We start from the raw sequence: 6,647 nt of genomic DNA, 5'->3' as shown, positions 1-6,647 counted from the left end.
ATCCATTTATAATCTCATTTATTTTCAAAATTAAATTTTTTATTATTTAAAAATTTCTAATGGATAAAATTTTTAAATTAATTTATATTTTTCTCAATATAATAAATGAATAGTTTTTTAGTGTTATGAATAAATTTATGTATAAAAAAGTTATGTGTTATTTTAAAATTTTAATTGTATTCTGTAGATACAAGATTTATAAAAGAAATTATATTTAAAATATAAAAGGCTAAAAGTTATTTTTTCTATAACTTTTGGCCTTTATTTATTTAAGTTATAAATTTTTAAAAAATACATTTTATTTTGTAGGAATTTAGATTATGAAATAAATAGAGATTTTGAAAATATAATGCTACAATTGTAAAGTAATGGATATTAGAAGGGGGCGAAAGATAACATGGGTAAAGTAGCAGAGGGGGATAAAGTTATAAAAAAGACAGTTAAGAAAGGTCAAATAACTGAATTTGATAATTATTTATTTCATGAAGGAAAAAATTATAATAGCTACAGGTTTATGGGGTCTCATAGTGTTATAGAAAAGAGAAAACGAGGGGTAAGATTTACTGTTTGGGCTGGAAAAGCAAGTATGGTTTATATAGTTGGTGACTTTTCAGAGTTTAAGCCTTTGGAAGAATATAAGATGGAAAAAATAAGTGATAATGGTATATGGACGATTTTTATTCCTGGATTAAAGGTAGGTACAAAATATAAATATTATATAGTAGACGAATTTAAAAATAGGTCTTTTTATAAAGCGGATCCATATGCTTTACAATCGGAATTAAGACCTAATACTGCTTCTATAGTGAAAGAAGATATAAAGTTTAAGTGGAATGATAGAAAATGGATTAATAAAAGAAAAAGAAATAATATTTATAAAAGTCCAATTAATATATATGAAGTACACTTAGGTTCTTGGAAAATGTGTGATGATGAATTTTTATCTTATAAAGAATTAGCTAAAAGGTTAACTGAATATGTTTTAGAAATGGGATATACGCATGTAGAGTTAATGCCAATTATGGAACATCCATTAGATAAATCTTGGGGTTATCAGTCAACAGGATATTACTCAGTAACTAGTAGATATGGTAATGCTGAAGATTTAAAAGAACTTATAAACGAGCTTCATAAAAATGATATAGGAGTTATACTTGATTGGGTTCCAGGGCATTTTTGTAAGGATTCACATGGATTATATATGTTTGACGGAAGTCCTACTTACGAGTATGAAGAAGGATGGAAAGCTGAAAATAAAGGTTGGGGAACTTCTAATTTTGATTTAGGTAAGCCAGAAGTAAGGAGTTTTCTAATATCAAATGCATTTTATTGGATTAGAGAATTTCATATAGATGGATTAAGGGTAGATGCTGTTTCTAATATAATTTATTTAAATTATGGAAGAAATGATGGCGATTGGTTGCCTAATATATATGGAGGCAATGAGTGTTTAGAGGGAACATCATTTTTGAAGGAGTTAAATAGGGCTGTATTTTCAGAATTTGAAAATATAATTATGGTTGCTGAAGAATCAACATCTTGGCCTAATGTAACAAGGCCTATAGAAAATGGTGGTTTAGGATTTAACTTTAAATGGAATATGGGATGGATGAATGATACTTTAAAGTATGTAGAGATTGATCCTATATATAGAAAATATCATCATAATAATATGACTTTTTCTATGATGTATAATTACTCTGAAAATTTTATATTACCAATTTCTCATGATGAGGTGGTACATGGTAAAAAGTCTTTAGTTGATAAGATGTGGGGTGATTATTGGAACAAGTTTGCTGGATTAAGATTATATTTAGCTTATATGATTGGACATCCTGGAAAAAAACTTTTATTTATGGGTTCTGAATTTGGACAGTTTATAGAATGGAGAGATTATGAGGAGCTTGAATGGAAACTTATAGATAAGTTTTCAATGCATAATAAAATGTTACAATATACCAAAAACTTAAATAAATTTTATAAAAAAAATAATGCTTTATGGGAACTTGATTATAATCCAGAAGGATTTAAATGGATTGATGCAGATAATAAAGATCAAAGTATTTTTACTTTTATTAGGAAGGGAGAAAAAGAAAAGGATACATTAATTTTTATATGTAACTTTACTCCTAATGTATATTATGACTTTAAAATAGGGGTTCCATATTTAGCTGATTATAAAGAAGTCTTTAATAGTGATGATAAAGAATATGGTGGATCTGGACAAATTATGGATCAAATACTTGTTGCTGAAGATAAAGAATACAATAATATGCCATATTGTATAAAAATAAAAGTTCCACCTATGGGAGCATCAATATTAGGTATTGATAAATTTAATAAGCTAACTGTGAAAAATAAGAACATAATAGAATAGTAAGCAAAGGAGTAAGAGAAAATGAGAGTTTTAATAGTTGCATCTGAGTCACACCCTTTTATAAAAACAGGTGGCCTTGGAGATGTTATTGGTGCATTACCTAAAGAATTAAAAAAGTTGGGTATAGATGTTAGGGTTGTAATACCAAATTATAAAGATATAAACCTTAATTCAAAATATAAGTCTAAATTTTTAAAATCATTTAATGTAGAGGTTAGTTGGAGAAATCAATATTGTGGAGTATTAGAATGTGAATATGAAGATGTTCCTTATTACTTGATAGACAATGAATATTATTTTAAAAGAGATGGATTGTATGGATATTATGATGATGGAGAAAGGTTTGCTTTTTTCAATAGGGCTATATTTAAACTTATAAAAGAAATTGGGTGGAAGCCAGATATTATACATTGTAATGATTGGCAAACTGGAATGATTCCTGTTCTTAATAAAGTTGAATATTACTATGATGAGTTTTATAAGGGAATAAAAACTATAATATCTATTCATAACTTATTATTTAGAGGAACCTTTGATAAGGAGGTATTACCAGAACTGTTCGGATATGATTATGAATTATTTAACAATGGAAGTTTAGAGCTTTATGGTGGAGTTAGTTTTTTAAAGGGTGCAATAAATTATTCAGATTTAATAACAACTGTTAGTAAAACTTATTCTAAAGAAATAAGGACAAAGGAATTTGGAGAAAAGTTAGATGGGTTATTGAGGTTTAAAGAAGATATTCTTAAAGGAATAGTAAATGGTATAGATTATGATGAATATAATCCAGAGAAAGATGATTATATTTATAAAAATTACTCAGTAGAAAATATAGAATTAAAAGTTAAAAATAAATTGATGTTACAAAGAGAACTTGGGCTTAAAGAATCAGAAGATATTCCTATGATAGGTATAGTTTCAAGGTTAACTAGTCAAAAGGGTTTAGATATATTTATGTATTGCTTAGATGAACTTTTACAAAAAGAAGTTCAGCTAGTTATTTTAGGAACAGGAGATAATGAATTTGAAGAAGGATTTAAATGGTTTGCTAATAAATATCCTGATAAGTTATCAGCTAATATTTTATTTGATAATAAATTAGCACATAAAATATATGCTGCATCAGATTTATTTTTAATGCCATCTTTATTTGAGCCTTGTGGACTTGGACAACTTATTGCATTAAGATATGGGGCAATTCCAATAGTAAGAGAAACTGGTGGACTTAAAGATACAGTAATATCTTATAATGAACAAACAGGTATGGGAACTGGGTTTGTATTTAAAGATTATAATCACTTAGATTTAATAAATTCTATAAATTATGCTTTAGAAACTTATAATAATAAAAATAAATTTAGAAAAATAGTAGTACAAGCTATGAAGAGTGATAATAGCTGGATAAAGTCTGCAAAAGAATATAAAGATATGTATGAACAATTAATATAGAGATTATTATATAAATTATTATTTGGGTTAATTAAATAAATATTATATTTAGGGGAAGGGGAATAAGTGAATATGGTTAATAAGGAAATAGTTGCAATGGTATTAGCTGGTGGACAAGGTTCTAGATTAGGAGTGTTAACAAAGAATTTAGCAAAACCTGCAGTACCATTTGGAGGAAAATATAGAATAATAGATTTTCCTTTAAGCAATTGTGCAAATTCTGGTATATATACAGTAGGTGTTTTAACTCAGTATAAACCACTTGAGCTTAATTCACATATAGGAATTGGAGATGCGTGGGATTTAGACAGAAGAGATGGTGGAGTATCTATATTACCTCCATATCAAGAAGAGAAGGGTGGAGATTGGTATAAAGGAACTGCAAATGCAATATATCAAAATATAGAATATATAGATAGGTATAATCCTGAGTACGTTCTTATACTTTCAGGTGATCACATATATAAAATGAATTATGATAAAATGCTAAATTTTCATAAAGAAAATAATGCTGATGTAACAATTGCGGTTATAGAAGTCACTATGGAAGAAGCAACGCGTTTTGGAATAATGAATACAAATGAAGATTTAACTATATATGAATTTGAAGAAAAACCAGAAAAACCAAAAAGTAATAAAGCATCAATGGGGGTTTATATATTTAAATGGGATAAGTTAAGAAAATATTTAAAAGAAGATGAACTAGATGAATTGTCAAGCAATGACTTCGGTAAAAATATAATACCAAAAATGTTGAATGATAATATGAGAATGTTAGCATATCCTTTTAAAGGTTATTGGAAGGATGTTGGAACTATAGATAGTCTTTGGGAAGCAAATATGGATTTATTGAGAGAAGAAAATGAATTAGATTTAAGAAGCAATGATTGGAAAATATATTCAAAAAATCCCGTTAGACCAGCTCAATATATAGGTAAAAAATCAAAAATAAAAAATTCTATGGTTAATGAAGGTTGTAAAGTATATGGAGTTGTAGAAAATTCTATATTATCTCAAGGTGTATACGTTGGGGAAAATACTATAATAAAAGATTCTGTAATAATGCCAAATGCTTATATTGAAAGTAATGTGATTATAGATAAAGCGATTATAGGAAGTGATTCCATAATAAAGGAAGGTTCTTTAATAGATAATGGAAATAAGATTGCAGTAGTAGCAGCTGGAAATATTATAGATAATCTAGCAGATAAAGAAAATTTAGGGGTTATACCAAGAGAAATTTCTATGGTATAAAATGTTTTGAAATAGTCTAATAGATTATTAGTGATGAAAGGGTGAAGTTTGCTTGAATAATTGTTTAGGAATAATAAATTTAGATGAAAATGAAAGTAAAATGGGAGAGTTAGTTAGATATAGAACATTAGCATCAGTACCTATATCAGGAAGATATAGAATAATAGATTTTATAATATCAAATATGTCTAATTCAGGAATAGAAGGTATAGGTATATTTACAAAAAATAAATCAAGGTCATTAGTAAATCATTTAACTAATGGAAGACCTTGGGACCTCCATAGAAAAAAGGATGGACTTAGAGTTTTTAATTTTGGGGATTATGATCCATATTATGATGATGTTCATAATTTTATTGAGAATATAGAGTTTATAAAAAATAGTAGAAAAGAGTATGTTTTATTGGCACCATCATATATGATATGTAATATAGATTATAATGAACTAATAAAAACTCATAAAAATGAGAAAAATGATATAACTATAGTTTATAAAAAAATAAATAATGCAAAAGATAGCTTTATAGATTGTGAAGTTTTAAATATAAATGAAGTAAATAGAGTAATTAGTATTGGTGAAAATATAGGAAGAGAAAATCAAGCTAATATTAGTATGGAAATGTATATAATGAAAACAAACCTTTTTATAGATATAATATATGAGTGCGTAAAAAATGGAATAGATAGAAAAGTTAAAAATTATATAAGTAGAAATTTAAATGATATTAAAGTTGGAACTTATGAGTTTAAAGGATATTTATCTTGTGTAAATTCTGTAAAATCTTATTTTGATTCAAATATGGATATTTTAGATGAAAAAATAAATAGAGAATTATTTTATGATAAAGATCCAATATATACAAAGTCACAAGATGAAGCACCAACTAAATATACTAAAGAAAGTGAAGTAGTTAATTCAATAGTTGCTAATGGATCTTATATAGAAGGAACAGTTAAAAATTGTATTATAGGTAGAAGAGTTCATATAGGAAAAGGAAGTATCATAGAAAATTGTATAATACTTCAGAATAGCAAAATAGAGGATAATGTTTATATGAGTAAAGTAATTGCAGATAAAGGTACTACTGTGAACAAAAATCAAAATATAAATGGTACAGAAAATTACCCCGTTACAATTCAAAAAAGAAAAGCTATTTAAAGAAGGCAGTTTAAACTGCCTTTTTTATTTATATAATGAGATTATTTCACTTAAACTATTCCTAGTGTATCAATAGTAGCAAAATAATGAATTTAATAGTATTTAAGAGAATTTAGCTAATATATTAATTAAACAAGTAAAAATAAATATATATAAGGAATAGTATATGATATCATTAAGTCCGTTGCTTGAAAGACAAACGACTTTTAAGTTCGAACTTATATTTAGAATATGTCGAACTGAGTTGACAAATGTTGAGTAAAGTGATAAGATATTATTGTTGTTTAGAAGAGGAAACACTTTGAAAGTTTAGAAAACTTTATGAAAAAAGTTGTTGACATAAATCTTCTTAAATGATAAGATAAACAAGTCGCTTGAGGGCGACGAGATAAAATGGTCTTTGAAAAT

4 protein-coding genes are annotated in these 6,647 nt (G+C 26.4%); all 4 read left to right on the top strand.

Annotated elements, in window-relative coordinates:
* Nucleotides 1–397 precede the first annotated feature (397 nt).
* The 4 genes from glgB (at nucleotide 398) to glgD (ending at nucleotide 6,239) form a co-directional block, all read left to right on the top strand.
* Nucleotides 398–2,377: a 1,4-alpha-glucan branching protein GlgB gene (glgB, locus tag Q4E08_RS11140; protein WP_303130980.1), complete on the top strand. Its 1,980-nt coding sequence runs from the start codon at nucleotides 398–400 to the stop codon at nucleotides 2,375–2,377.
* A gap of 21 nt (nucleotides 2,378–2,398) precedes the next feature.
* Nucleotides 2,399–3,826: a glycogen synthase GlgA gene (glgA, locus tag Q4E08_RS11135; RefSeq protein WP_303130978.1), complete on the top strand. Its 1,428-nt coding sequence runs from the start codon at nucleotides 2,399–2,401 to the stop codon at nucleotides 3,824–3,826.
* A 72-nt stretch (nucleotides 3,827–3,898) separates the two neighbouring features.
* Nucleotides 3,899–5,080 (top strand): glucose-1-phosphate adenylyltransferase, encoded by a 1,182-nt coding sequence (locus Q4E08_RS11130; protein ID WP_303130977.1) that lies wholly within the window; start codon nucleotides 3,899–3,901, stop codon nucleotides 5,078–5,080.
* 52 nt (nucleotides 5,081–5,132) lie between these two features.
* Nucleotides 5,133–6,239 carry a glucose-1-phosphate adenylyltransferase subunit GlgD gene (glgD, locus tag Q4E08_RS11125; protein ID WP_303130975.1) on the top strand — a complete coding sequence of 369 codons (1,107 nt, stop codon included), beginning with the start codon at nucleotides 5,133–5,135 and terminating at the stop codon, nucleotides 6,237–6,239.
* Nucleotides 6,240–6,647: the final 408 nt, after the last annotated feature.

Origin of the sequence: Clostridium sp., from assembly GCF_030532265.1 — a bacterium.
GTDB lineage: Bacteria > Bacillota > Clostridia > Clostridiales > Clostridiaceae > Clostridium.
The sequence above is the reverse complement of the archived record's forward strand: the minus strand, read 5'-3'. Positions and strand labels throughout refer to the sequence as shown.